At 73.9% G+C, this 25,614-nt stretch carries 16 protein-coding genes; 6 read left to right on the top strand and 10 right to left on the bottom strand.

The window, feature by feature from the left end; translation table 11 throughout:
- Positions 1-12 precede the first annotated feature (12 nt).
- Both ACIP5W_RS04840 and ACIP5W_RS04835 read right to left on the bottom strand, forming a co-directional pair.
- A complete protein-coding gene (locus ACIP5W_RS04840) occupies positions 13-1,149 on the bottom strand; it encodes an STM4014 family protein (protein ID WP_401466744.1) in 1,137 nt (378 codons plus the stop codon).
- An 82-nt stretch (positions 1,150-1,231) separates the two neighbouring features.
- Positions 1,232-2,191, bottom strand: coding sequence for an STM4015 family protein (locus ACIP5W_RS04835; protein ID WP_401466741.1), 960 nt, complete (start codon positions 2,189-2,191; stop codon positions 1,232-1,234).
- Between the two features lie 197 nt (positions 2,192-2,388).
- On the opposite strand from ACIP5W_RS04835, the gene ACIP5W_RS04830 reads away from it, so the two are divergent.
- From ACIP5W_RS04830 to ACIP5W_RS04820, 3 genes are all read left to right on the top strand, one after another.
- On the top strand, positions 2,389-2,715 hold the full coding sequence (locus tag ACIP5W_RS04830; RefSeq protein ID WP_382795304.1) for a hypothetical protein: 327 nt from the start codon (positions 2,389-2,391) through the stop codon (positions 2,713-2,715).
- 37 nt (positions 2,716-2,752) lie between these two features.
- Positions 2,753-3,886, top strand: a complete 1,134-nt coding sequence (locus tag ACIP5W_RS04825) for a DUF6745 domain-containing protein (protein WP_401466738.1) — start codon at positions 2,753-2,755, stop codon at positions 3,884-3,886.
- A 334-nt stretch (positions 3,887-4,220) separates the two neighbouring features.
- Positions 4,221-6,767, top strand: coding sequence for a discoidin domain-containing protein (locus tag ACIP5W_RS04820; protein ID WP_401466735.1), 2,547 nt, complete (start codon positions 4,221-4,223; stop codon positions 6,765-6,767).
- A 111-nt stretch (positions 6,768-6,878) separates the two neighbouring features.
- Here ACIP5W_RS04820 and ACIP5W_RS04815 read toward each other — a convergent pair whose 3' ends face one another.
- From ACIP5W_RS04815 to ACIP5W_RS04805, 3 genes are all read right to left on the bottom strand, one after another.
- Positions 6,879-7,601: an FAD binding domain-containing protein gene (locus tag ACIP5W_RS04815; protein ID WP_401466732.1), complete on the bottom strand. Its 723-nt coding sequence runs from the start codon at positions 7,599-7,601 to the stop codon at positions 6,879-6,881.
- A gap of 308 nt (positions 7,602-7,909) precedes the next feature.
- On the bottom strand, positions 7,910-9,232 hold the full coding sequence (locus ACIP5W_RS04810) for a M23 family metallopeptidase (RefSeq protein WP_401466729.1): 1,323 nt from the start codon (positions 9,230-9,232) through the stop codon (positions 7,910-7,912).
- Between the two features lie 44 nt (positions 9,233-9,276).
- Positions 9,277-10,536, bottom strand: a complete 1,260-nt coding sequence (locus ACIP5W_RS04805) for a lysostaphin resistance A-like protein (protein WP_401466726.1) — start codon at positions 10,534-10,536, stop codon at positions 9,277-9,279.
- Between the two features lie 137 nt (positions 10,537-10,673).
- Here ACIP5W_RS04805 and ACIP5W_RS04800 point away from each other — a divergent pair, with 137 nt between their 5' ends.
- Both ACIP5W_RS04800 and ACIP5W_RS04795 read left to right on the top strand, forming a co-directional pair.
- Positions 10,674-13,031 carry a histidine kinase gene (locus ACIP5W_RS04800; protein ID WP_401466723.1) on the top strand — a complete coding sequence of 786 codons (2,358 nt, stop codon included), beginning with the start codon at positions 10,674-10,676 and terminating at the stop codon, positions 13,029-13,031.
- On the top strand, positions 13,031-13,687 hold the full coding sequence (locus tag ACIP5W_RS04795) for a response regulator (protein ID WP_401466984.1): 657 nt from the start codon (positions 13,031-13,033) through the stop codon (positions 13,685-13,687). Before ACIP5W_RS04800 ends, ACIP5W_RS04795 begins: the two co-directional genes overlap by 1 nt.
- A 240-nt stretch (positions 13,688-13,927) precedes the next feature.
- Here the strand turns inward: ACIP5W_RS04795 and ACIP5W_RS04790 are convergent, their stop codons facing one another.
- The 5 genes from ACIP5W_RS04790 to ACIP5W_RS04770 form a co-directional block, all read right to left on the bottom strand.
- Positions 13,928-17,302: a pyruvate carboxylase gene (locus ACIP5W_RS04790; RefSeq protein ID WP_401466720.1), complete on the bottom strand. Its 3,375-nt coding sequence runs from the start codon at positions 17,300-17,302 to the stop codon at positions 13,928-13,930.
- 83 nt (positions 17,303-17,385) lie between these two features.
- Complete coding sequence (locus ACIP5W_RS04785) at positions 17,386-17,838, bottom strand: hypothetical protein (protein WP_401466717.1); 453 nt, start codon at positions 17,836-17,838, stop codon at positions 17,386-17,388.
- Positions 17,839-17,928: 90 nt separating this feature from the next.
- The gene (locus tag ACIP5W_RS04780) at positions 17,929-18,771 is read right to left on the bottom strand and encodes a lysozyme (protein WP_401466714.1); all 843 of its coding nucleotides are present in this window, start codon (positions 18,769-18,771) and stop codon (positions 17,929-17,931) included.
- A gap of 123 nt (positions 18,772-18,894) precedes the next feature.
- Complete coding sequence (locus ACIP5W_RS04775; protein WP_401466711.1) at positions 18,895-19,089, bottom strand: hypothetical protein; 195 nt, start codon at positions 19,087-19,089, stop codon at positions 18,895-18,897.
- A 173-nt stretch (positions 19,090-19,262) separates the two neighbouring features.
- Positions 19,263-19,916 carry a beta-glucanase gene (locus tag ACIP5W_RS04770; RefSeq protein WP_401466708.1) on the bottom strand — a complete coding sequence of 218 codons (654 nt, stop codon included), beginning with the start codon at positions 19,914-19,916 and terminating at the stop codon, positions 19,263-19,265.
- A 304-nt stretch (positions 19,917-20,220) separates the two neighbouring features.
- On the opposite strand from ACIP5W_RS04770, the gene ACIP5W_RS04765 reads away from it, so the two are divergent.
- Positions 20,221-25,419 carry a family 43 glycosylhydrolase gene (locus ACIP5W_RS04765; RefSeq protein ID WP_401466705.1) on the top strand — a complete coding sequence of 1,733 codons (5,199 nt, stop codon included), beginning with the start codon at positions 20,221-20,223 and terminating at the stop codon, positions 25,417-25,419.
- Positions 25,420-25,614 lie beyond the last annotated feature (195 nt).

Raw genomic sequence — 25,614 nt, 5'->3', positions numbered from 1 at the left:
TTCGGGTCCGGGTCACGCATGGGGTGTTCCTGTTCTGTGGCGGGCGGGGGCGCCGCCCAGGGCTGCGGCCACCTGGGTGGCGTAGGTGTCGAGGCCCTCCGCGCCGCTGCCGGGGAGGCCGGTGAGCCGGGGCAGCAGGTCGCCGAAGGCGTTCACCTCGCCGACGGCGGCTCTGCGCCAGTCGACGGCCGGCAGCAGGTCGACTCCGACGCAGAGGGTGCGGGGGAAGCAGGCGGCGGCCCGTTCGCACACGCCGAGCAGGTCGGACCAGCGGGCGCCCGCCGCCGCCACGGCCTGCCGGACCGCTTCGAGGTCGCCGCGGCTGCCGCCGAGGTGGAGGTTGGTGAGGGGCGAGCGGCTGGTGCGCACCACCGCGTGGGTGGCGCGACCGGCCACGACGACGACCCGCAGATCGGCGGCGCGGCCCTGCTGGGAGGCCTTCGGCAGCCAGCGTTCCAGGTGCAGGCCGTCGGGGGCGAGCGCGTCGACGACGGCCGCGATGTCCCGCTCGTCCTGGTAGCGGCGGACCCGGAGCGAGTTGAACAGGCGCCCGTCGGAGGTGAGTTCCACCGAGGTGGTGGCCCTGATCCGGCCCGGTCCGCCCGTCTCCACGGCCAGCACGCCCGACGCGGACGAACCGTGCGCGGGTTTGACGAACAGCCGCGGCATCCGGTGCTCCCGCATCAGCGCCCGTACGTCGTCCCAGCCGCGTACCGGGGCGGCCGCGGGGCCCGAGGTGGGCGAGGCCGGGACCGGTACGCCGGCGGCGTCGAGGACGGCGTGGCAGCGCCGTTTGTCGAACAGCACGGGGAGGTCGTCGGGATCGTCGAGACGGATGCCGCCGCGCAGGCCGGCGAGCGCGGCGGTGAAACCGGCGTACCAGCGGGCCGAGCCCTCGACGCGGGTGGGGTCGGCGGTGCCGCGCAGCAGCCGGTCGACGTCCGCGTTCTCGCCCGGTGAGTCGATCCGGACGATCTCCTCGGGGCCGAAATCGGCTCCGCCGGCGCGCAGGACCTCCGCCCAGGCGACCACGCGCGGGGCCGGCAGGCCGGCCGCGCGCACGGCGTCCGCGAAGAGGGTGACGCGGCGGTTCCCGGGATTGCCGACGACCGCGAAGCGGGGCCGCCGGGGGGAGGCCGGCCGCTGCATGACGTCCTCTCGTGGGGTGTTCGGGTGCCTGCCCGGTGCAGGGGTGTTCCGGGGTGTGCCGAGGGGAGTGCTCAGGGGGTGTTCACTCCCCCACGGCCACGTACCGCCACACCGTGCCGTCGTCGTCCTGGTCCTCGTCGGCGTCGTCGCGGTCGAGGTCCACCTCGACGCCCTCGGTCTCGACGGTACGGCGGATCCGGTCCGTCAGGGCCTCGCTGAGGTAGTGGTGGTGGAGGTCGAGCTTCTTCAGGTGGGTGAGGGGCTGTCCGGCGAGGAGTGCGGCGCCGCCCTCGTCGGTCAGGACGCCCATGGACAGGTCCAGGACCTCCAGGCGGGCGACCACCGGTGCGGAGGCGACGGCCGCGGCGACGGCGTCCTGCATCTCGCTGTTGCGCAGGGCCAGGTGGCGCAGGCGCGGCAGGCGGGCGCCGGACAGGATCGGCTCCAGGTCGGCGACCTCGCTGTCGCCGCCGTAGTCGGGGGTGCCCAGCCACAGGTCGAGGTGCTCCAGCGCGGGCAGGTCGCTGGCGCCGATGCCGCGCACGACCTCCGCGGGCAGACCGCCGGACTCGATGGTGAGCCGGCGCAGGGCGCCGTGCTTCAGCGCCGGGAAACGCAGGCCCGAGCCGCCGCGGACGCCGAACTCCTCCAGTTCGGGGTAGGCCGCGAGGAGGGGCGTCAGATCGGTCTGGTTGATCCAGGAGATCTCGCACTCCTCCATCACCATGTCCCCGACGAACAGGGCCCGCAGCGCGGGGAACCGCTCGCGGGCCGCCACCAGCGCCTCGACGACGGCGGTGGGCTCGCTGTCGTACGCCTCCTGCCAGGCGCCGACGATCAGCGCACGCACGCGGGTGGTGTCGACGGCGGCGCAGAAGCGGGCGAAGGCCTGCGTCCACTCCTCGTCGGCGTCGTACACGTCGCTGGTGACGCGCCAGGCGAAGGCCTCCGCCTCGGGGAGGTCGCCGGTCGCCGCGTCGGGGCCCGGGAAGGTGTAGGCGGGCAGCCGGTACAGCGCGTCGAGGTGGTCACCGATGGTCATGCGGCTGCTCCTGGGGAGGAAGAGGGTGCGTTCCGTGGTGACCGCAGTTCTACCAACAGGCACTGACAGGACCGGTGGCGGGGCGGTGGTCGGGGCGCGGTCCGGCCGGACGTGGTCCCGGGCGTTGTCAGTGGGGGCGCCTACGGTCTGCGTCATGAGTCCGGCGCGTCCCGCGCCGGCGGGAGGGAGGGCCGTTCGTGTACCGGCAGGGAGACGTGCTGATCGTTCCGGTGGCGGAGGAGGCCGTGCCCGCGCACGTCGCCGCCGCGCCCAAGGAGCCGCGCGACCGGCGGGGCCGGCTGGTGCTGGCGCTGGGCGAGGTCACCGGGCACGCCCACGCGGTCGTCGGGCCGGGGGAACTGGTGCGGGAGCCGGGGCCGTTCGGCCCACTGCTGCTGCATCTGCCGCAGGGCGGCCGGGTGGTGCACGAGGAACATGCGGTGATCCCGCTGCCCAAGGGGTGGTTCCGGGTGATCCGGCAGCGGGAGTACGTGCCGGGGTCCGTGCGGATCGTGGCGGACTGAGCGGGTGGGGACGAAGACGAAGGTGACGGAGGAACGGATGACCGGCACGGGCACCATGGACACGGCGGACACCATGGACGCGGCGGACGTGCAGGAGACCGCGGACACCCGCGGCACCACGGGTACGCGGGGCGCGGCGGACACCCGGGACGCCGCCGGGGAGGTCGGCCTGTGGCGCGCGTGCGCGGCGGCGGCCGTGCCCGCCGACCGCCCGGCCGCCGAGGCCGGTGTCCGGCTGGCGTACCGGCGGGCCGGGCTCGCGGAGCCGGAACGGGTGCTGTGGGCCGCCTCCCCGCGCGAGGCGGTCGCCCTGATACGCACGCTGCGGGACCGCGGCCCCAGTGTCCGCGAGACGGTTCGCACCGCTCCTTGGGCAAACGAACGGGCGCGTTTGCACGACGAGTTGGGGGCGGCGGGGTGGGCGGCGCACTGGGCGGCGACGGGTGGCCGCCTGTGGGAGACCACACAGGCCCTGGTCGAGCGGATCCGGCGGGGCGTGCTGGAGGAGTCGGCGGGCGGGACCGGCCCCGGCGGCCGGGCCGCGGAGACCGAGGTGCGGCTGCTCCTGCTGGACGCCGTGCTCGGGCAGCACGACGCGCCGTGGCTCGCGGCGTTCCCCACCGACCGGGAGCCGCTCGACGGGCTGGCCGCGGTGTGCCGCACGGCCGGCTGGTGGTGGCCGTTCGCCGAGGTCGCGGTGGTGTGCGAACGTCCGGTCGCGCTGCACCGGGACGAGGCGGGCCGACTGGACCGCGGGGACGGCCCGGCGCTGGCGTATCCCGACGGTTTCGCCCTGTACGCCTGGCGCGGCATGCCGGTGCCCGCCGCGTTCCTCGACGAGCTGACGGCCCTGACGCCGGAGCGGATCCGGGCCGAGGAGAACGCCGAGCTGCGCCGGGTGATGCTGGAGCACTACGGCTACGACCGCTATCTGACCGACTCCGGGGCGCGTCCGCTGCACCGGGACGCCACGGGGACCCTGTGGCGGATCGACCTCGACGGCGACGAGCCGGTGGTGATGGTGGAGGTCCTCAACTCCACGCCGGAGCCGGACGGCACCCGGCGCACCTACTGGCTGCGGGTGCCGCCGTCGACCCTGACGGCCCGTGCGGGGGTCGCCTGGACGTTCGGGCTGCAACCGGAGGTCTACGCGCCGGTGCGCGAGACCTGAGCGGGGCGCCGGGAACGGGCCAGGTGTCCGCAGGGCCGGGTCCGGTCTCCGCGGGGCCGGGTCAACCGGGCGTCATCTTCTGCACACGGCGGTGACCGCGGCGAGTCGGCCGCGGTCACCGCCCGAAAAGTTTCCTGCTTCACGGGGCTTGCCGGACCAGAGAAGTCATCAGTTAAATCAAGTCGTGAACTAAGCCGCTGTTCCGACGGGTTGTTCACACCGCGCCGAACCCGCGCGCTCCCGCACCCGTCCGTGCCCACCTGTACTCACCCACCCGCACCCACCCGCACCCACCCGTCCGTACCCACCCGCACTCACCCCGCAGGGAACCAGCATGAGACTCAGATCCCTGGGTGTCGCGCTCGCCGCCACGGCGGCGTTGCTCGCCCTTCCCACGACCCAGCCACCCGCGGCAGCGGCCGACACCCTGCTCTCCCAGGGCCGGACGGCCACCGCGTCGTCGACCGAGAACGCCGGCACCGCCGCCGCCCTCGCCGTGGACGGGAACACCGGCACCCGGTGGTCCTCCGCCGCCACGGACGCGCAGTGGCTCCAGGTCGACCTGGGTGCCACCGCCACCGTCACCCGGGTGGTCCTCCAGTGGGAGACCGCCTACGGGAAGGACTACCGGCTCCAGATCTCGGCGGACGGCAGCAGCTGGACCGACCTGAGGACGGTCACCGGCGGCGACGGCGGCACCGACGCCCACGACGTGTCCGGCCAGGGCCGCTACGTCCGGATGCAGGGCGTGCACCGGGCCACCGCCTGGGGCTACTCCCTCTGGGAGTTCCAGGTGTACGGCACCCCCGGCGGTACCGCTCCCGGCACCTGCGACACCGCGAACGCGGCGCAGGGCAGGCCCGCCACGGCCTCCTCGACGGAGAACGCCGGCACCCCCGCATCCGCCGCGTTCGACGGCGACGACGGCACCCGCTGGTCCAGCCAGGCCTCCGACCCCCAGTGGCTGCGGGTCGACCTGGGCTCGGTGCGGGACCTGTGCGGGATCGACCTGAACTGGGAGGCCGCCCACGCGAAGGACTTCCAGATCCAGGCCTCCGCGGACGGACAGACCTGGAACACCCTGCGCAGCGTGACCGACGCGACCGGGGGCAGGGCGGGTTACGACGTCAGCGGCTCCGGCCGTTACGTGCGGATCAACGGCACCACCCGCGCCACGCCGTACGGCTACTCGCTGTGGGAGGTCGCCGTCCACACCGGCACCGGCGGCACGCCCCCCGTCCAGGGCGGCGGCGACCTGGGGCCCAACGTCATCGTCGTGGACCCGGGCACCCCGAACCTCCAGCAGAAGTTCGACCAGGTCTTCGCCCAGCAGGAGTCGAACCAGTTCGGCTCCGGGCGCTACCAGTTCCTGCTGAAACCCGGCACGTACAACGGCATCAACGCCCAGCTCGGCTTCTACACCTCGATCTCCGGGCTCGGGCTCAACCCCGACGACACGCAGATCAACGGTGACATCACCGTCGACGCGGGCTGGTTCAACGGCAACGCCACCCAGAACTTCTGGCGTTCGGCGGAGAACCTGGCCGTCCGCCCGGTCAACGGCACCGACCGGTGGGCGGTGGCGCAGGCGGCGCCGTTCCGCCGGATCCACGTCCAGGGCGGCCTCAACCTCGCGCCGAACGGCTACGGCTGGGCCTCCGGCGGCTACATCGCCGACTCGAAGATCGACGGCACCGTGGGACCGTACTCCCAGCAGCAGTGGTACACCCGCGACAGCTCGGTCGGCGGCTGGACCAACGGCGTGTGGAACATGACGTTCACCGGTGTCCAGGGCGCCCCGGCCACCAACTTCGACACCGGCCCCTACACCACGCTGGACACCACCCCGGTCTCCCGCGAGAAGCCGTTCCTGTACCTCGACGGCGACGACTACAAGGTGTTCGTGCCCGCCAAGCGCACCGACGCGCGCGGGGTGTCCTGGCCGGCCAACGCGGGCGGCACCTCGATCCCGCTGAGCCGGTTCTACGTCGCCAAGCCGGGCGTGACGGCCGCCACCGTCAACGCCGCGCTCGCCCAGGGCCTGCACCTGCTGTTCACGCCCGGCGTCTACCACCTCGACCGCGCGATCGAGGTGAACCGCGCCGACACGGTCGTGCTGGGTCTCGGCCTGGCCACGCTCGTGCCCGACGGCGGCGTGGACGCGATGCACGTGGCCGACGTCGACGGCGTCCGGCTCGCCGGGTTCCTCATCGACGCGGGCGCGGTCCGCTCCGACGCGCTGCTGCGGATCGGCCCGGCCGGGTCGAGCGCCGACCACGCGGCCAACCCCACCACCATGCAGGACGTGTTCGTCCGCATCGGCGGCGCCGGCCCCGGCCTGGCGACCGACTCGGTGGTGGTCAACAGTGACGACGTGGTCATCGACCACACCTGGATCTGGCGCGCCGACCACGGCGAGGGCGTCGGCTGGGAGACCAACCGCGCCGACTACGGCCTGCGGGTCAACGGCGACGACGTCCTGACCACGGGACTGTTCGTTGAGCACTTCAACAAGTACGACGTCGTCTGGAACGGCGAACGCGGGCGGACGGTCTTCTTCCAGAACGAGAAGGCCTACGACGTCCCGAACGCGGCCGCCGTCACCCACGACGGCATCGTCGGCTACGCGGCCTACAAGGTGGCCGACACGGTGAACGAGCACGAGGCCTGGGGGCTGGGCAGTTACTGCAACTTCACGTCCGACCCCTCGATCGTGCAGCACCACGGCTTCCAGGTCCCGGTGAAACCGGGGGTGAGGCTGCACAGCCTCCAGGTGATCTCCCTGGGCGGCAAGGGCCAGTACGCGCACGTGGTCAACGACACCGGGGCGCCGACCTCGGGCACGGACACCGTCCCGTCCAAGATCACGCAGTTCCCGTGAGACGGACGTGACCGCCTGCCGGTACGGCGACGACGACCGCCGTACCGGCAGGCCCGGCGTACCGGCAGGCCCGGCGTCCGGCCGGGGCTCGCGTCGCGGCGCCCGTCCCGGTCAGACCTCGGCGGAGCGGGCCACGACGTCCGTGACCTGCCGGTGGACGACCGCACGGGCCTCGGCGGGCAGGGCGCCCAACTCCGTGCGGTCCAGAACGTGCAACGCCTCGTCGGGACCGGCCGCGCACGGGACGCTCTCGCTGAGCACCTCGTAGCCGTCGCGGGCGGCGACCCGCAGGAGCCGGCGGCCGTCGCCGTCGGCGTGGACGGCGGTCGCGACGACGAAGGGCGGCGGTCCGCCCGCGTCCGCGGGAGCCTTGTGGTAGCCGCTCACGACGGGGTCGCGCCAGCGCAGTCCGAGCATGAGGTGGCGCTTGGCCACGGTCTCGGCGAGATCGGTCTCGTACACCCGGTCGGACTCGAGGACCGTGGCCCGCGCGTCCAGGACGAGGGCGGCGGGCAGCAGACACCGCAGCGTGCTGCCGACGATGTTGCCGCCGACGGTGGCGGTCCTGCGCACGGCTCCGGTGCCGACGCCGGCGGCCGCCCCGCGCAGCACCTCCGGCGCCTCGCCGCCGATGCGGTGCAGCACCACGGCCGCTCCCAGCGTCCCGCGCCCGACCTCGTTGGCCTCGGGCAACTCCCTGAGCGACATGGCCAGTTCGGGAAAGCCGTCGCGCTGCCAGGTGGCCCACACAAGGGTGGCCCCGCCTATCGGTACGGCACCCTCGGCGAGGCATTCCTGCGCTTCGGACACGGAGGTGGGAAGACGCAACAACACGGCGGCCGACCTTCCTTCCCGGGGAGGCCGGCGGTGCGGAACCGACGCCTCCGCCATGTGGTCACGGGCAGAGCGCATTCTGCCCACGCCCGTGGGGGCGCGTACAGGGCTCACTGCCTCGCCGTGTGCGCCCCTCGGGTGGGGGACGGCCTGGGCGCCGGCGCGGTGGGGCTGGGTGTGGGTGTGGACACCTCCCACGCCGCCGGCGCCCCACGGCGGTACGCCCGCAACGGGACGACCCTGCCCCACGCCGTCGACACCTGGGAGACGGTCGTGGCGGGGTGAGCGGACGCCGGGTCCACCGGCGTTCAGTCCCCGAGGGCGAGCCAGGGCTGCGGGTCGGCGTAGTAGCCGTCGTAGACGACCTCGAAGTGCAGGTGGGGGCCGGTGGACAGGCCCGTCGAGCCGACCCGGCCGATCGGGGTGCCGGTCCGCACGCCCTGCCCGACGGTGACGCCGAGGACGGAGAGGTGGCTGTAGGTGGTCTCCAGCCGTTTGCCGTCGACGGTGCCGTGGTCGATGACCACGCGGTTGCCGTACGCCCTGGTCATCGCCGCGAAGACGACCGTGCCGTCGCGGGCGGCGGTGACCTGCGCGCCCTGCGGGGCGCCGAAGTCCACGCCGGTGTGCAACTTGGTCACGCCGGTGAGGGGATGCTCGCGGGAGCCGTACGGCGACGTGATGACGAGGGTCGTCACGGGTGGGGCCAGGATCGCGTCCGCGGGTCCGCCGCCGGCCGGGGCCTCGCGGTCGAACGCCGCGTAGCGCGGCACGAGCCGCTTCACCTCGGCCAGGTAGGTCCGGGCCCCCGCGGGCACCCGTCCGGCCGCCGCGACCTCGCGGCTGCCCACGGCGTACGCGGCCAGGGTGAGGTCCACCAGGTCGCCGGTGACGGTGCCGTCGGTCCTCAGGCCGGTGATCTCCGCGGCGAGGGCGCAGTCCTGGCGGCCGAGCGCCATGATGGCGTCGGCGTGGTCGCGGGGCGAGGAGCTGCCGTTGCCGTCGTCGTCCTTGCCCCAGGCGCGCCACTCCGCCTCCGTGAACCCGGCGATGCCCTGCTCGCCGGAGAGCCGGCCGGTGTCGTCCCGCCAGCCGGAGAGCTGGTCGATCTGCGCGGCGAGCACGGACGGCGTGACGACGGTGCAGCCGGCCGCGGCCTTGCGCAGCCACGGCACGTAGGACTCGTCGATCCCGGGGACGGTGACCTGTCGCCCGTCCGCGCCGGGAGTCCGGTCCGAGGGGAGCCCACCGGTCAGCGCGAGGACCCCGGCCACCGCGGACAGCGTGAGCAGACCGGGCAGCACCAGCAGGGTGAAGGGTCCGGGGCCGCGGCGTCGAGGGCGGTCGGCGGAGGCGGGCGGAGCGGGAGCGGCACCGGGACCGCCGGACGGGCCGGCGTCCGCGGACTCGTCCTGTCCGGGGAGCGGTTCGGCGGCGGGGAGGGAGGGCCGGTCGACGGCCGTGACGGCCGTGTCCCGGTCCGCGTCCGCCGACCGCCGCTGCCCGGCGGGAGGTTCCGCCGCGGCGGACGGCGAGTGGCCGGCGGCGGACGGCTCTCCGGCGGCGCCGGGGAACCGCTCCCCGGCAGAGCCCTCCTGCGGGCGCGTCTCGACGGCCCCGTTCTCGTTCATGTCACCGGCCGTCGGGGGGAGTTGCTCGTGCTCACGGGCGGACGCTAGCGCGGGCCGCGGGCGGAGTCACCGGACGGGAAGGCAGAGGGAGGTGTCCCCGGGGGCAGATCCGGTACGTCCGTGCGGACGCCGTGGGGGACGGGAAAGCCGGGGAGCGGCGCGGGGACGTGTCCGGCCGGGGCGGGCGGGAGAAGTGCGGGGGTGGGCGGGAGCGGGGCCGGGAGGGGCGGCAGCGGTGGCGGGGCGGGCGGCAGCGGTGCCGGGACGCTGCGCGCCGGTCGCAGCCGCCGGGCCAGCCACAGGACGGCGGCGGTGTAGAGGGCGACTCCGGCCAGGTCGAGTACGACGAGTTGCCAGGGCAGGTCGGCGGCGGTCTCCTCACTCTTCAGACCGTCGACGACGGCGGCCGCGGCGGCGAAGGCGAAGAGGTTGTTGACGGCGTGCAGGCCGATGGCCGCCTCCAGCCCGCCGGTCCGCACGGTCAGCAGGCCCGCGACGGCCCCGAACACCACCAGGTCGGCGAAGCCCCACGGCGTGCCCCAGCCGTGGGCGGCGGCGAACAGCACCGCCTGGGGCAGGACCGCGATCCAGGGCGAGCGGACGAAGGCGCCGACCGCCTGGGTGAGCCAGCCGCGGAAGACGTACTCCTCGGCCGCCGCCTGGAAGGGGACCAGCAGGACCAGCACGGCCAGGGCCGGCCCGAAGACCTCCCAGCCCGCCCACCTCTGCGGCGGCCCGTCCTCCGCGGGCAGCAGGAGCATCGCCCCGCCGGTCACGGCGAGGATCGGCAGGGCCGCGAGCACGCACAGGCCGAGCCACCGCCACCGCAGTCCGCCCGTCACTGAGGAGACCGTGCCGGCCGGGCGGCGACCGGTCCACCGGACCGCGAGGAGCACGAGGGGGATGGCGACGGCGAGCATCGTCAGGTCGACGGCGGTGGTCGTCACCGGCCCGAACTCCACGGTCCCGTCCGGGCCTTCGGGGTAGCCGCGCGCGGCTCCCACGACGGAGACGAGGGCGTAGAGCAGCCCGGTCGTCAGTGTGTACGCCACCGCCAGGAACAGGGTGCCGAGGACGGGCCGCCACCATCGGTGACGGGCCGCGACGCGGGCCAGCCGGTGGTGGCCGAGCGGTTCGGCGAGGTGGCCGGGCGGCGGGACGGCGAAGTGGTCCGGCGGGACGGCGAAGTGGCCCGGCGGGACGACGAGGTGGCCCGGCTGCGGGACGGCGAAGTGGCCCGGCTGCGGGACGGCGACGGGACGGGGAGGGAGCGGAGGCGGTCCGGGGACGGGCGGGTTGGTCATGGCGGCCATCCTCGCCGACCGCCGGTTCCCGGACATCGGCCCGGCGCAGGAACGGCGCCTCCATCGCAGGGTAGAGGGCGGCCTCGTACCGGCGACGGGTGCGGCCCGGCCGGGGCGCGGCCTACGCTCGTCGCGACATGGACACGATACGCAACTGGCTGCTCCCCGCCCTGCTCGCGGCCGGACAGCTCACCTGGTGGGCGACCGGCCCCGACATGGCCGGCGCGGACGCGCCGGGGCCGGTCCGGCTCGCGGCCGCCCTGACCGTCCTGGCCGCCGAGACCGTCGCTCTGGGCCGTCGGCGGCAGGCGCCGGTGCGGTGCCTGGCCTGGACGCTGGGCACCCTGGTGGCCGGCCATGTGGTCTGGGGAGACGGCTACTTGGGCCTGGGCACGCTGGTCTCGCTGTACTCGGTCGCCGTCCGCCGCCCCGTGCCGGTGACCGTCCGCGCGGTCGCCGCGGCCGTCGGCGTCGAGTGGCTGCTGTCGTTCGCGGACATCGGGGTCCGGCCGGCCCTCGCCTCGGAATGGGCGCTCGGCGCGCTGGTGTACCTGGTGTGCGCGGGGCTCGGCGAGGGCCGGCGCCAGTGGCTCGACGGGCGGTCGGCCGTCGCCCGGCGGCTGGCCGGTGCGGAGGAGGCCCGGCGGCGGGCGGCCGACACCGAACGGCGGCGGCTGGCACGCGAGTTGCACGACGTGAGCGCACACCATCTGACGTCCGTCGTCATCAGCGCCGACGCCGCCCGCCGACTGGGTCCGGGAAGACCGGAGCTGACGGCGGAGGCCCTGTCGTTCGCGCAGCGCACCGGCGCCGAGACGCTCACCTCGCTGCAACGGCTCGTCGGGCTGCTGTGGGACACCGACGACGGCGCGCAATCCCGCCCGATGACCGCCCGGATCGAGGAACTCATCGCCGGTTTCGGACGGTTGGGCCGGCCGATCGAGGCCGATCTCCCCGACGACCTGGCCGGTCCCGCCGCGGAGGCGATCCACGGGATCGTCCGCGAGGCCCTCACCAACACCCTGCGTCACGCGCCGGGCTGCGCCGCCCGCGTCGGCGTCCGGCGCGGGGACGGCGTCCTGGAGCTGACCGTGGACAACGCCCCGCCGCGCGGCTCCGCCCCGCCCGGAGTCGGCGGTCTCGGCTCGGGGCGCGGGCTCGCGGGGATGCGGGAGCGGGCGGCTGCCGTCGGCGGGGAACTGACCGCAGGTCCCCGGCCGGACGGGGGCTGGCGGGTCCGGGCCGCGCTGCCCGACACCGCCGGGCCCCGGAGCCCGGCCGAGGGGGCCGGACGCCGGCACGTACTGCGGGAGCAACGGCTGGCCGATCCGGTGCTGGTGTTCTCGGCGGCGGCACTGCCCCTGGTGTCCGCGCTGGTCGCCGCGGAGGACTGGACGGGCGCGAGCCTGCGGGCCGCCCTGCCCGCGCTGTTCGTCCTGGCGGCGCTGCTGACGGTCCACGCGGTGCCGCTGCTGTGGCGCCGTCGTGCCCCGTGGGCGGCTCTGCTCGGGGTGCTGGCCACGTCGTGGCTGTGGCCGGTGACGGTCGTCGTGGCCGACGTCCCGGTGCGGGTGTCGCGGTTCTTCGACGTCGGAGCCGTCGCGGAGCTGCTCGCCGTGTACGCGATGGGTGTCTACGGCCGTGGCGCCGCCCGGACCTGGCCGGCCTCGGGGGTGTCGGCGGTGTCGCTCTCCGCGGTCGTGGTGGTGACGGCCGCGGTGGAGGGGAGACTGACGGGGGCGGCATCGGTACGGCTCACCGCCGTGGTGGTGTTCGTGCCGCTGGTCGTCATGACGGCCGGGGTGTTCGCCGCTCTGTGGGGTGCCGGGCTGGCGGTGCGCCGCAGGCGCCTGCGGGTGCTGGCCCTCGACGACCACGCGCTCGCCACCTCGCTGTGGCACGCGGAGCGGGCGGCGGACGCGGAACGGCGGCGGCTGGCGGCGAAACTGCGCGACGCGGTACTGGAGCGCACGGCCGCGCTGATCGAGCGGGCCCGGCAGGGGCAGTTGGACGAGGTGGCCACGGAGGCCCGGGCGGCGCTGTCGGCGATGCGCGAACTCCTGCACAGTCTGGGCGGGTCCGAGGACCTTGGGCAGCGTCACTCCCCCGCGCCCGCAGCCGCGGACCTCGTCTCGCTGTGCCGGGACCTGTCCTCGTCGGGCCGCCGGGTGACGGTGCGGGGCCTGCCGAAGGCCGGGCGGGACCTGCCGCCCTCGGTGGCGCTGTCGGCGTACGGGATCGTGGAGACGGCGCTCGGCGCGGGTGACCAGGGTCCGGCGCGGGTCACGCTCAGGCGGCACCGGGACACGCTGCGGGTCACCGTGTCGGGCGTGCCGCTGGCGGTGACCGGGCCGGTGGCCGAGCGGCTGCGGGCGCGGGTCGCCGCCGGGGCGGGGCGGATCGTGCTCGAAGCGCCCGGTATCGTAAGGGCGTTGCTGTCGGCCCGGCCGGGTCCGGAGCCCGTTCAGGAGGTGTCCCCGTCGTCACGCGTGTGATGGTCGTCGACGACCAGGCCGTCGTCCGTGCCGGATTCGCCGCCATCGTGGACGCCGAACCCGATCTGACCGTGGTCGCCGAGGCCGGTGACGGGGCGTCGGCGGTGGCGCTGGCCGCCGAGGAGCGGCCCGACCTGGTGCTGATGGACATCCGCATGCCCGGCATGGACGGCCTCACCGCGACCCGTCTCGTCACCGCGGTGCCGGACGGGCCGCGGGTGCTGGTGCTGACCACCTTCGACCTGGACGCCTACGTCTACGAGGCGTTGCGCGCGGGCGCGTCGGGGTTCCTGCTGAAGGACGCCATGCCCGAGGACCTGCTGTCCGCGATCCGGGTCGTCGCCGCCGGCGAGGGCATCCTGGCCCCGACCGTGACGCGCCGCCTGATCGGCACCTTCGCGCAGGGCGCCCCGCAGCCGCCCGCCGTCACCGGTGCGCTGTCCTCGCTCACGCCCCGGGAGAAGGAGGTCCTGCTGCACATCGCGGCGGGGCTGGCCAACGCCGAGATCGGCGCCGCGCTCGGGGTGACCACGGGCACGGTGAAGACCCACGTGAACGCCCTGCTGTCCAAGCTGGGGCTGCGCGACCGCGTGCAGGCCACGATCCTGGCGTACGAGAGCGGGCTGGTGCGGCCGCGCGGCACGGCCGACGCGTAGGGCCTCCCGTTCGGATCGGGCCGACTTCGCGGGCCCTGCCGCACAGGCGGCCCCCGGGGAACCCGGCCCGCACCACCGCCTGTCGGAGCCGGTGGCGTCCCGTCCGCGCGAGGCGCGGGAACCGTCCGGCGTGCGGGCCGGCCCCGACGTCCCGCAGGAGGTACGACGAGGGCTCCGGGCGGTACGTGGCCGGCGGGGAGCGGCCGGCCGCGGGGGCGGGCCGGGCCCGCCCCGGCCGGTTCAGCCCACCTCGACGAGCAGGTCGCCGCCCTCCACCTGCTGGATGCGGTTGACGGCCAGGCGGTTGACCCGGCCGCCCTGCGGGGCGGTGATGGTGGCCTCCATCTTCATCGCCTCGATGGTGGCGACCGTGGCGCCGGCCTCCACCTCGTCGCCCTCGGCGACCGCCAGGGTCACCACGCCCGCGAACGGCGCCGCGACGTGGCCGGGCCTGGACCGGTCGGCCTTCTCGGTGACCGGGATGTCGGAGGCGGCCGCCCGGTCGCGGACCTGGATGGGCCTGAGCTGGCCGTTCAGGGAGGACATCACGGTGCGCAGGCCGCGCTCGTCGGCCTCGCCCACCGCCTGCAGTTCGATCAGCAGCCGCACGCCGGGCTCGAGGTCGACGGCGTACTCCTTGCCCGGCCGCAGTCCGTAGAAGAAGTCCTTGCTGTCCAGGACGCTGGTGTCGCCGTAGGTCTGGCGGTGGGTGTCGAACTCGCGGGTGGGGCCGGGGAACAGCAGCCGGTTGAGGGTGGCGCGGCGGGACTTCTCCAGGCCCTCCCGGTCCTCGCCGGTCAGCTCCGCGACGGGCTTGGCCTCCGTGCGGCCCCGCAGGGCCTTGGTGCGGAACGGCTCGGGCCAGCCGCCGGGCGGGGTGCCGAGCTCGCCGCGCAGGAAGCCGATGACGGAGTCCGGGATGTCGTACGAGTCGGGGTGGGACTCGAAGTCGCCCGGGGACACGCCGGCGCCGACGAGGTGCAGGGCGAGGTCGCCGACCACCTTGGACGACGGGGTGACCTTCACCAGGCGGCCCAGGATGCGGTCGGCGGCTGCGTACATCGCCTCGATGTCCTCGAAGCGGTCGCCGAGGCCGAGCGCGACGGCCTGGGTGCGCAGGTTGGACAGCTGTCCGCCGGGGATCTCGTGGTGGTAGACGCGGCCGGTGGGCGAGGCGAGGCCCGCCTCGAAGGGAGCGTAGATCCGGCGGACGCCCTCCCAGTACGGCTCCAGGTCGCCGACGGCCTGGAGGTCGAGGCCGGTGGGGCGCTCGGAGTGGTCGGTCGCGGCGACCAGTGCCGACAGCGACGGCTGGGAGGTCGTGCCGGCCATGGAGGCCACGGCGCCGTCGACGGCGTCCACGCCGGCCTGGATGGCGGCGAGGTAGGTGGCGAGCTGGCCGCCCGCGGTGTCGTGGGTGTGCAGGTGCACCGGCAGGCCGAACTCGCGGCGCAGCGCGGTGACGAGGGTGGCGGCGGCCGGGGCGCGCAGCAGGCCCGCCATGTCCTTGACGGCCAGGACGTGGGCGCCGGCCTCGACGATCTGCTCGGCCAGGCGCAGGTAGTAGTCGAGGGTGTAGAGGCGTTCGTCCGGGTCGGAGAGGTCGGAGGTGTAGCAGAGGGCGACCTCGGCGATCGCGGTGCCCGTCTCGCGTACGGCGTCGATGGCGGGGCGCATCTGGCCGACGTCGTTGAGGGCGTCGAAGATGCGGAAGATGTCGATGCCGGTGGCGGCGGCCTCCTGCACGAAGGCGTCGGTGACCTCGGTGGGGTAGGGGGTGTAGCCGACGGTGTTGCGGCCGCGCAGCAGCATCTGGAGGCAGATGTTGGGGACGGCCTCGCGCAGGGCGGCCAGCCGCTCCCAGGGGTCCTCGGCGAGGAAGCGCAGGGCGACGTCGTAGGTGGCGCCGCCCCAGCACTCCAGCGAGAGGAGCTGGGGCAGGGTGTGGGCGACGGCCGGGGCGGCGGCGAGGAGGTCCTTGGTGCGCACGCGGGTGGCGAGCAGCGACTGGTGGGCGTCGCGGAAGGTGGTGTCGGTGACGCCGAGCGTCGGCGACTGGCGCAGCCGGCGGGCGAAGCCCTCGGGCCCGAGGTCGACGAGCAGTTGGCGGGAGCCGGCGGGCGGCTCGGCGGCGGGCAGCGGGGGCAGCTTGGTGACGGGGTCGCCCAGGTCGGGCCGTTCGCCGTGCGGCTTGTTCACGGTGACGTCGGCGAGGTAGGTGAGCAGCTTGGTGCCGCGGTCGGCGGAGGAGCGGGCGGTGAGCAGGTGCGGGCGTTCCTCGATGAACGAGGTGGTGACCCGCCCGGCCCGGAAGTCGGGGTCGTCGAGGACGGCCTGGAGGAACGGGATGTTGGTGGCGACGCCGCGGATGCGGAACTCGGCGACGGCGCGCCGGGCGCGGTTGATCGCGGTGGGGAAGTCCCGGCCCCGGCAGGTGAGTTTGACGAGCATCGAGTCGAAGTGGGCGCTGATGTCCGTACCGGCGTGGGTGGTTCCGCCGTCGAGGCGAATGCCGGATCCGCCCGGCGAGCGGTAGGCGCTGATGCGGCCGGTGTCGGGCCGGAAGCCGTTGGCGGGGTCCTCGGTGGTGATGCGGCACTGGAGGGCCGCGCCGCGCAGGGTGACCGTGTCCTGCGACAGGCCGAGGTCGGCCAGGGTCTCGCCGGAGGCGATGCGCAGCTGGGCCTGGACGAGGTCGACGTCGGTGACCTCCTCGGTGACCGTGTGCTCGACCTGGATGCGCGGGTTCATCTCGATGAAGACGTGGTTGCCGTCGCGGTCGAGGAGGAACTCGACGGTGCCGGCGTTGCGGTAGCCGATCTCGCGGGCGAAGCGGACGGCGTCGGCGCAGATCCGGTCGCGCAGCTCCGGTGCCAGGTTCGGGGCGGGCGCCAGTTCGATGACCTTCTGGTGGCGGCGCTGGACCGAGCAGTCGCGTTCGAAGAGGTGGATGACGTCGCCCTCGCCGTCCGCGAGGATCTGCACCTCGATGTGGCGGGGGTCGACGACGGCCTTCTCCAGGAAGACGGTGGGGTCGCCGAACGCGGACGCCGCCTCGCGGGACGCGGCCTCGATGGACTCGCGCAGCCGGTCGGGGTCCTCGACGCGCCGCATGCCGCGTCCGCCGCCGCCGGCGACCGCCTTGACGAAGATCGGGAAGCCGATGGTCCCGGCGGCGCGGAGCAGTTCGTCGATGTCGTCGGAGGGCTGCGAGGAACCGAGGACGGGTACGCCGGCGGCCCGGGCGGCGGCGACCGCGCTGGCCTTGTTCCCGGTCAGTTCCAGGGTGCGGGCGTCGGGCCCGACGAAGGTGATGCCCGCCTCCTCGCAGGCGCGGGCCAGTTCGGGGTTCTCGGAGAGGAACCCGTAGCCGGGGTACACGGCGTCCGCGCCCGCCCGGCGCGCCGCGCCGACGATCTCCTCCACGGACAGGTAGGCCCGGACCGGGTGCCCCGGCTCACCGATCTCGTAGGCCTCGTCGGCCTTCAGCCGGTGCAGCGAGTTGCGGTCCTCGTGCGGGAACACCGCGACGGTGCGCGCGCCCAGCTCGTAGCCGGCGCGGAACGCCCGGATCGCGATCTCGCCACGGTTGGCGACCAGCACCTTGCGGAACATCCTGGATCCCTTCAGCCTGCCGGTGACGGGACCATGGTGTCGGTGCCGTCACCGGAGTGCCATGTGAGTCGGGCCACTCACCCTCACGCCTTCCCCGTTTCCGGGCGGGCGGTGTGGTCGGGATGACCGGCCGTGCGGCGGGCTTCCTTCATCTCCGCCTCGTGGAGGTGGTCCCGGCCCTCGGCCAGCTCGTCGACGGCGGCGCGCTCGAGCCTCTTGAACGCCTCGTAGTAGGTGCGGTCGTAGGCCTCGACGATCTGGAAGGTCCAGTGGCCGGGGATGACGTTGCGGCCGAGGATCTCGGTGCGGACCTTCTCGGCCCATTCGTCGTGCCCGGCCCTGCGGAGCAGGGAGACCGCCTCGTCCAGTTGGAGGTCCGCGGTGCCGGTCAGCTGGTGGAATCCGTAGAGGTGGCCTCTGGCCCGTTCCGTCGTCTCCAGCGCTTTCGACAGTGCGCCGAGGGCCTTCACGGTGTCGTCGCTCACCCCTTCGGGACGGCGGTGGTCGCGGTCGGGTCCGTCCTGGTGCGTGTGCATGATCTCGCCTGTCCCCCGGACCGGACCGGTCATGCCCGGTGCGGTCCGGGTCGTCGGATGTCCGACGTCGCCACGACGGGCTCGTCGCCGTCAGCCGGCGGCCAGTTTCCGCAGTCCGTCCGGGGTTCCGTTGAACCGGTCGTGGTCGCCGACGGTGGGGCCGGTGGAGGTGTACTGCCAGAAGGTGTGGTATGCCCACCCGGCCGGGAGGGTGCCGGGCGTGGCGGCGTACCGGGCGATCCACAGGGGGTTGGTGGCGCCGAACCCGGCGTGGTCGCCGGTGCACTGGGTCCACCAGCTGGTGGCGGTGTAGATGACGGCGTCGCGGCCGGTGCGGGCCTTGTAGCGGGCGAGGAAGCTCGCGATCCAGGAGACCATCGAGGCGCGGGTCTTGCCGAAGCAGGCGTCGCCGTAGGGGTTCCACTCGATGTCGAGGACGCCGGGCAGGGTCGTGCCGTCGGGGGTCCAGCCGCCGCCGTGGTCGACGAAGTAGTCGGCCTGCGCGGCGCCTCCGGAGGTGTCGGGCGTCGCGAAGTGGTAGGCGCCGCGGAGCATGCCGACGGCGCGGGAACCGCCGTACTGCTGGGCGTAGTAGGGGTTGGTGTAGGAGGTTCCCTCGGTGGCCTTGACGTAGGCCCAGGTCACGCCGGAGGCCCACAGCGTCGTCCAGGCGACGTCCCGCTGGTGGCTGGAGACGTCGACGCCCTCGGGCTGGGCGGCCGCGCGGGTGTCCGGGGAGCCGGCCCGGCCGTCGTGGAGGAGGACGCCCATGCCCATGCGTGCGGTGCCGCGGGCGGGGGCGCCGGGCGGCTCCCCACCGGGGGCCGGCGGGGATATGGGCTGGTGCGCGCAGAGGAGCAGGGACAGGGCGACCGGCAGACCGGTCGCGTACAGACGCAGGCGGCCGAACGCCGCTCTCATGGGCCTTCGCATGCCTCCCATCTGATGTGCTGTCGCGGGTGCCCGCACCTTTTCGTCCCTCCGTCGGCCCACCCCCCGGGCGAGGGGGCCCGGGGGGCGGGCGCGACGCGGGAGGTCCCGCGGGGGCCGGCCGGATCAGTTCCGGTCGGCGTCCAGTAGCGTCTGCAAATGGACCATGCAGGGGGTGCAGTGGCGGTCGGTGGTGTTCGTGGCCGTCGCGCCGGTGGCGGAGACATCGGTGCCGCACAGGCTCGTCCCGTGGTGCGGGACCACCACGTGCCACACATGCTCACCGCCACCCGACGCGAGGCCCACCTTCATCTCGTACACGGCTCGTCCCTTCTGTCGGGCGTGCCTCCAGAAGACCGCGCGCGGCGCCCGGCGTCCCCCTGGGGCGGGCCATTCGGGGGAGGCCGTAGCCCGGCCGCACCGCCCGGGTGGCCGGCCGGCGCGGGCCGTGAGACAGTGTCCCGCGCGCCGGCCGGGCCCGCGGGACGGCGGGCTCAGGTGTCCCGGTGGACGGTGAGGGAGGCCACCTCGAAGGACATCTCCGTCACCTCCGGGTCGGGCGCCGGGTGGTAGCGGCCGGCGCACACCGAGAGGTTGACGATGAGGTAGGCGTGCCAGCGCCGGCCGACGCCGCGCCGGTCGGCGAAGACCACCTCGCCGTTCAGGGACCACACGACGTTGCGGGCGCCGAACTCGACGGCGAGGTCGATCCAGCCGCCGGGGCCGACCGCGTCGTCGCGGTGGTAGCGGTGGGCGGCCCGGACGTGGTTGGAGAGTTCCAGCAGGTCCGGGTTGTCGGGGTGGTACTCGAAGACGTCGATCTCCTGGTCGCCGTCGCGCCAGGTCCAGATGGCGGGCCAGGCACCGGTCTCGACGGGCAGCCGCACCCGGGCCTCGAGCCGGTCGCCGGTGCGGGCCATGAAGCCCTCGTCGCTGCCTTCCGTGGTGAGCAGCCCCGTGTCCCAGAGGCCGTCGTCGCGTCGGGTGGCCCGGAAGGTGCCGGTGCGCGAGTAGGCGGGATCGGCCACGAGGTGGTCGAGTTTGTTGTCGTCGGGGTTGACGGGCCCTCCGTCGGGATAGGCCCACGAGCGGCCCGCGACCCACTGGTGGTCCGAGGCGAAATCGGCTCTGAAACAGACGTCGGTCACCGGCGTGCTCCTCGCCCTCGCGCGTTCTGTCACGGAGGGTCTGCCCTTTGCACCCGCACGCACACGGCGGGCGCCCGTAAACAACCCGGGCGAGGGACTGCGGCCCGTACGGGTGGTCAACTCCCGTACGGATGAGCGGAATGTGTGGAACGTGTTCCTCAACTTCCTTCGATGCGAGGCCCGTTGTCGCACATTCCACTTCGTTCGGCCTGTCGGACATTGTTCGAGATCTATTGACGTCGCGCCGATCCCCGTTTGACACTCTCGCAACACCACGTCACACAGCGGAAACGGCGGGCCGACCATGACGCACACCCCACGACGTCGCAGCCACGGCGGACGCCGGGCGGCAGGCCTCGCCGCACTGACCACCGCCTCCCTGCTCCTGGGCCTCACCGGCACCGCGACGTCCGCGCGGGCGGCGGAGGTCACCGACGTCACGGACGGACTCGTGCTGCGGTACGCGCTCGACGGGCCGGCCGGCGTCACCGACTCCTCCGGGCACGGCCGCGACGGCACCGTCCAGGGCACCGCCGACTGGTCGGCCGCCGGTCAGGGGCTCGCCTTCAACGGCTCCGACACCTACGTCAGGCTGCCGAACGACATCATGAAAGGCCTGGACTCGATCTCCGTCTCGACGGAGGTACGCATCGACGCCGCCCAGAGCACGCCGTACTTCCTCTACGGCTTCGGCAACTCCAGCGGCAGCAACGGAAACGGCTACCTCTTCACCACCGGCAACTCCCTGCGCACCTCCGTCGCGAGCGGCAACTGGTCGACCGAGCAGACGACGAAGCCCGCGGACTCGCACAACCTGACCCGCGCGGTGTGGAAGCACCTCACGTACACCCAGACCGGCACCACGGGGGTGCTCTACGAGGACGGCGTGGAGGTCGCCCGCAACACGGCGGTCACCCTCACGCCCGGCGCCATCGGGTCCGGTACCACCACCGCCAACTCGATAGGCAGATCGGTCTACTCGGGGGACAAACTGTTCAAGGGCAGGATGCGCGACTTCCGCGTGTACGACCGGGCGCTGGCCGGCTCCGAGGTCGAGCGGCTCGCGCTCCCCGTGGCCACCCAGGGCGTCGCCGACGACAAGGCCGCGCTCGCTCTCGGCGACACCGACGGCGTCACCTCCGATCTCGTCCTGCCGAGGACCGGGACGGCCGGCGGCTCGTCCATCGGCTGGAAGAGCGACAACCCCGCCGTGGTGTCGGACTCCGGCGCGGTGACCCGCCCCGCCGCCGGGGAACCGGACGGCCACGCCACGCTCACGGCGACCCTGAGGAAGGGAACCGTCAGCGACACCAGGACCTTCGAGGTCACGGTCCGCGCGGCCTTCGACGACAGGACCGCCACCGAGCGGGCCGCCGAGGCGCTGACCGTGCACGACCTCGACGACGTGCGCGGCAACCTCACGCTGCCCGCCGCCGGCGCCCACGGCACGAAGGTCACCTGGTCCTCCGCGAAGCCCGCCGTCGTCTCCGCCGAGGGCATGGTCCGACGCCCCGCGCACGGCGCGGGCGCCACCACCGTCGAACTGACCGCCACCGTCACCAAGGGCGAGGCCGTCACCACCCGCGACTTCACCGCCCGGGTGCCGGAACTGCCCGCGGGGCAGGACCTCGAGGGCTACCTGTTCAGCTACTTCACCGGCGAGGGCACCGCGGACGGCGAACAGGTCCACTTCGCCCTCAGCAAGGGGAACGACCCCCTGAAATGGCGGGAGTTGAACGACGGCAGCCCCGTCCTGACCTCCACCCTCGGCGAGCAGGGCCTGCGCGACCCGTTCATCATCCGCTCCCCCGAGGGCGACAAGTTCTACCAGATCGCCACGGACCTGCGGATCCACGGCAACGGCGACTGGGACGCCGCCCAGCGCACCGGCAGCAGGTCCATCATGGTGTGGGAGTCCACCGACCTGGTGAACTGGACGGACCAGCGCCTGGTCGAGGTCTCCCCGGAAAGCGCCGGCAACACCTGGGCACCGGAGGCCTACTACGACGAGAAGCTCGGCGAGTACGTCGTCTTCTGGGCGTCGAAGCTGTACGCCGACGCCGGCCACTCCGGTGACACCTACAACCGCATGATGTACGCCACCACCCGCGACTTCCACACCTTCAGCGAGCCCAAGGTGTGGATCGACCGCGGCTACTCGGTCATCGACTCCACGGTGATCCGGCACGACGGCACCTACTACCGGCTGTCGAAGGACGAGCGGAACAACTCCTCCTCCACGCCCAACAGCAAGTTCGTCTTCGAGGAGAAGAGCGACTCGCTCCTGGACACCTCGTGGACCGCGGTCGCCGAGGGCATCGGCAAGGGCGCGATGAACGCCGCCGAGGGACCCCTCGTCTTCAAGTCGAACACCGAGGAGAAGTGGTACGCGTTCCTCGACGAGTTCGGCGGCCGCGGCTACATCCCCTTCGAGACGACCGACCTCGGCTCCGGCGTCTGGACCCCGTCCACCGGCTACGACCTGCCTTCCCGGCCCCGCCACGGCACGGTCCTGCCGGTCACCCGGGCCGAGTACGAGCGGCTGCTGAGGACGTACCAGCCGGACCAGCTGCCTGAGAGCGTCGAGGACATCGAGGTCGAGACCCGCATCGGTGACGCCCCCGTGCTGCCCGCCACCGTCGTCGCCCGGTACGCCGACGGCGTCGAGCGGCCCACCGCGGTCACCTGGGAGACCGTCCCCGAGTCGGCGTACGCCCGGGCCGGCACCTTCACCGTGCGGGGAAGCCTGCCCGACGGCACCTCGACCGTCGTCCGCGCCGAGGTCACCGTCTCCGAGGAGGGCCCGGACGTGCCCGCCGACCTCGTCCTGCACTACCGCTTCGACGAGACCGGCGGCAGCGTCGCCCGCGACTCCAGCGGCCACGGCCGGCACGGCACCTACGTCCGCACGCCCGGCTTCGGGACCGGCGTGGACGGCGGCTCGTTCCGGATGTCGGGCGACTCCGCCACCTCCCCGTACGTCAGGATCCCGAACGGGGTGCTGAAGGACGCCGACAGCGTCACCGTCTCCACGTACGCCAAGTGGAAGGGCGGCGACAACTGGCAGTGGCTGTTCGGTCTCGGTCCGGACAGCAGCCGGTACCTCTTCGCCAGTCCCTCCAACGGCTCCTCGAAGCTGTACTCCGCGATCACCGCCGCCGGTTGGCAGGCCGAGCAGAAACTCACGGCGGGCTCACGGCTCACACCCGGCGAGTGGAGACACGTCACCGTCACCCTCGACGGCGCCTCCGGCACCGCGGTCCTCTACGTCGACGGCGTGCAGGCCGCCCGCACGACCGGCGTCAGCGTCAAACCCTCCGAGCTGTACGACGCGGCGAAGGACCACAGCGGTTACATCGGCCGCTCGCTGTACGAAGCCGACCCCTACTTCGGCGGGGAGGTCGACGACTTCCGCGTCCACGACCGGGCCCTGTCCGCGACCGAGGTCCTCGAACTGGCCGGCAACACCACGGGCATCGCGGAGGCGTCCCACCCGGACCTGAAGGTGGACGCGCTCGTCGACGACACGGGCAGCACGATCACCCTGCCGCTGCACGAGGGCACCGATCTCACCGCCCTGGCGCCCGAGTTCACCCTCGCCCACGGCGCGGCGATCAGCCCCGCCTCGGGCAGCGTCCACGACTTCACCTCTCCCGTGACGTACGAGGTGACCGGCTCCGACGGCACCCGGCGCACCTGGACCGTCTCGGCGCTGGTCATGCGGAGCCCGGTGCTGCCCGGGCTCAACGCCGACCCGAACATCGTGCGGTTCGGCGACACCTTCTACCTGTACCCGACCACCGACGGCTTCGAGGGGTGGAGCGGCACGCGGTTCACGGCGTACTCCTCCACCGACCTGGTCCACTGGCGCGACCACGGCGTGATCCTGGACCTCGGGCCGGACGTGTCCTGGGCGGACAGCAGGGCGTGGGCGCCGACGATCGCCGAGAAGGACGGGAAGTACTACTTCTACTTCTCCGCGGACGCGAACATCGGTGTCGCCGTCTCCGACTCGCCGACCGGGCCGTTCGAGGACCCGCTGGGCAAGCCGCTGCTGAAAGCCGGCCGGTACGGCGGCCAGATGATCGACCCGGCGGTGTTCACCGACGACGACGGCCGCTCCTACCTCTACTTCGGCAACGGACACGGATACGTCGTGCCGCTCAACGAGGACATGACGTCCTTCGACGCCTCGAAGGTGCAGGACATCACCCCGAGCGGCTACAACGAGGGCTCCTTCGTCATCAAGCGCGCGGGCACCTACTACTTCATGTGGTCGGAGAACGACACCAGGGACGAGAACTACCGCGTCGCCTACGCGACCGGCCCCTCCCCCACCGGCCCGTGGACCAGGCGCGGCGTGATCCTCGAGAAGGACCTCGCCCTGGGCATCAGGGGCACGGGCCACCACTCGGTCGTCCAGGTCCCCGACAGCGACGACTGGTACATCGCCTACCACCGCTTCGCCCTCCCCGGCGGTGACGGCACCCACCGCGAGACGACGGTCGACAGGCTGGAGTTCGACGCGGACGGCCTGATCAAGAAGGTCGTCCCCACCCTCACGAGCGTCGACCCGGTGACCGTCGTGCACGCCGGTCCCGACGCGGCCGGTGCGGAAGGCGACGCGATCGCCCTGACCGGGAGCGTCTCCGGCGCGGGCGGCGCGCGGTGGACGGTCCCGGCGGGGGCGCCCTGCACCGTCGCCGACCCCGGTACGGCCCGTACGACGCTCACCTGCACGGACGACGGCACCTACCGGCTCACCCTGACCGGCGGCCGCAGCAGCGACTCGGCCACGGTCACCGTCGCCAACGCGGCCCCCGCGATCACCTCCGCCGCCGGCCCGGGCACGCCGGTGGGCGTCCGTCAGCGGGCCGTCGTCACCGTCGGCTTCGCCGACCCGGGCACCTCCGACACCCACACCTGCACCGTCGACTGGAAGGACGGCACGAAGCCGACGCCGGGCACGGTCACCGCCACGGGCTGCCGGGCCGCGCACGTGTACACAGCGGCGGGCGTCCACCGCCCGGTGGTGACCGTCACGGACGACGACGGCGCCTCGGACGGCACGACGCTCCCCGAGCTGATCGTGTACGACCGTGCCGCCGGCCCCGCGGCCGGCGCGGGCCTCGTCGTCTCCCCCGCCGGGGCCTGTCCGGCCGACGCGCACCTCACCGGAAAGGCGGTCTTCTCCCTGGCCGCCGCATACCGCGCGGGCGCGACCGTCCCGACCGGCCGGGTCACCTTCGACTTCGGCCCGGCGCGGCTGAAGTTCCGCTCGACGGGACTCGACTGGCTCGTCGTCACGGGCTCCCGGGCCGTCCTCGAGGGCTCCGGCACCCTCGACGGCGTCGCCGGCCACGCCTTCCGCGTCACCGCCACGGACTCCCCGGACACCTTCCGCATCACCGTCTGGAACAGGTCGACGGGCCACGTCGAGTACGACCTGCCCGACGGGGCGAAGGTCACGGGCACCGTCACCGTCGGCAGCCGGCACCGCTAGAGGGTGTGTCAGGCGACCGTGCGCGGGACGCGGGGTCGGACACGTCCGTCCGGGCGTCGCGCGGTCCGGCACCCCGGCCCGCGCGACGCAGGACCCGGCCCGCGCGTCCGGGAGGCGAGGCACCGCGGCTCCTCCGGCTCGATCCGCCGGAGGAGCCCTGGGACGTACCGGGTCCGCCCGGTGCGAGCGGGCCGT

The organism is Streptomyces sp. NPDC088766, assembly GCF_044750845.1.
In the GTDB taxonomy this organism is placed as follows: Bacteria; Actinomycetota; Actinomycetes; order Streptomycetales; family Streptomycetaceae; genus Streptomyces.
The sequence above is the reverse complement of the archived record's forward strand: the minus strand, read 5'-3'. Positions and strand labels throughout refer to the sequence as shown.